The sequence below is a fragment of the Brucella haematophila genome, from assembly GCF_005938105.1.
In the GTDB taxonomy this organism is placed as follows: domain Bacteria; phylum Pseudomonadota; class Alphaproteobacteria; order Rhizobiales; family Rhizobiaceae; genus Brucella; species Brucella haematophila.
Genome location: NZ_VCPE01000049.1, coordinates 1 through 1,606, shown reverse-complemented (window position 1 = coordinate 1,606; position 1,606 = coordinate 1). Strand labels below are relative to the sequence as shown.

The following is a 1,606-nucleotide window of genomic DNA, read 5'->3' as shown; positions in this document are numbered from 1 at the left end:
CCTATGGTGTAGCCGCGCTTGCCTCACCGTCCAAGTTGAATAGCGCTTATCATCTCTGACGTCATGCACCAAACGGAAGAGAACGCCATGAGTAGTAAATCATACGATTATTTTGTTGGCCTCGATGTTTCGCAGAGAATGACATCCATTTGTGTCATCGATACCGACGGCAAGAAATTCTGCGAGGGAAAATGCAATACCCGGCCCGAAGACATTCGTGGCTGGCTGACCAATAGGGTTGACGCAGACAAGGCGATGAAGATCGGGCTCGAGGCCGGCAACATGAGCAGCTGGCTTTATAGCGGGCTGGTGAAAAGCGGCTTCGACGTCGTCTGCATGGAGACATTCCAGGCTCACCGGTTTCTGGCCACCTATCGCAACAAGACCGATAAAAACGATGCCCGTGGTCTGGCACAGCTCGTCCGGATGGGTGGTGAAGACTTCCTCAGAGTGGTCAGCATCAGGTCTCAGGCATCGCAGGAGACCCGGGTACTTCTGGCGATGCGGGATCACCTGGTCAGCCAGAAGGTCGGCCTTGAAAATCATATCGCCGGCGTTCTCAAGCCATTCGGCGTAATCGTTGAGCGTGGAAACGTGACAGCGGATACCTTCTACAAACGAACCCTCGAAGGTTTGGCCGAGGCTGAGAGGAACGGCGTCCATGTCAGACCCTATGTGCTGCCCTCGCTCAATCTTTACATGGAGGCAGTCGAGAAGATCGCACCGCTAACCGAGAAAATCCACGCGATCGCTAACAGCATCGAGATGGTCAAGCGCTTTATGGACATTCCCGGAATCGGGCCGGTCACTGCGCTGTCGTTCTATGCTGCAGTGGATAATCCGCAGCGCTTCCAGAAGTCCTCGGACGTTGCCGCATACTTCGGGCTGACCCCTCGGCAGTTCCAGTCGGGAGAAACGAACTTCATGGGCGGCATATCCCGGCGTGGCGATCCAGCGACCCGCCGTGTTCTTGTGATCGCCGCGACGGTCCTGCTTTCCGGCAGTCAGGAATGGAACAGCCTCAAAGCATGGGGCGTACGCCTGGCGAAACGCATCGGCTTCTCAAAGGCGCGCATCGCGGTAGCGAGGAAGCTGGCGATGATCATGCACAAGATATGGCTCAACAACGACCGGTTCCGGCCGAAGAAGCTGAGCCCTCAGGAACGCGTCAAGCTCAAGCAGGAGCTGATCGTCGTTGCCTCGAAATCCGGACGGGTTGCGTCAGCGCCCGTTTGACGAAAACCCCGGTGAGTCTGAAGCCGGGGGTCTTGCAGCAAGACGGCAGATGGGTGAGCGACGTTTGGTCGGGTGGCTGGTCAACCGGGATCTTTCCGGCGGGCGTTGAAGCCGAGGCTCCTATTGGTCCCGCCTGTTTGTTCTTATTGAACATCATAATGTAGCCGTCGCCGTCAGCAGAGGGCGGCGTGACTACGGAGAGACTGATGATCTTGCGGGCAGGACGACAGACCTGAATTTTGCCCTGCCGGAACACTCCGGCAGCGGTGATCTGTTGTCTTGCGAATACTGCCCATGAGCAGAAATACGCGCAGAAACAGAAACTTAGGAAGAAAGAATAGGGTGATTGACACCCGCGCGGCTAGAGACC

The 1,606-nt window shown here is 56.5% G+C and carries 1 protein-coding gene; it reads left to right on the top strand.

Going from position 1 to position 1,606, the window contains the following annotated elements; translation table 11 throughout:
• Nucleotides 1-87 precede the first annotated feature (87 nt).
• Nucleotides 88-1,236 carry an IS110 family RNA-guided transposase gene (locus tag FGI60_RS26140; protein WP_138787578.1) on the top strand — a complete coding sequence of 383 codons (1,149 nt, stop codon included), beginning with the start codon at nucleotides 88-90 and terminating at the stop codon, nucleotides 1,234-1,236.
• The last annotated feature ends 370 nt before the right edge of the window (nucleotides 1,237-1,606 follow it).

Coding starts and splice junctions, on each gene's coding strand:
- FGI60_RS26140 (WP_138787578.1), top strand. CDS start 88: ATGAGTAGTAAATCATACGATTATTTTGTTGGCCTCGATGTTTCGCAG.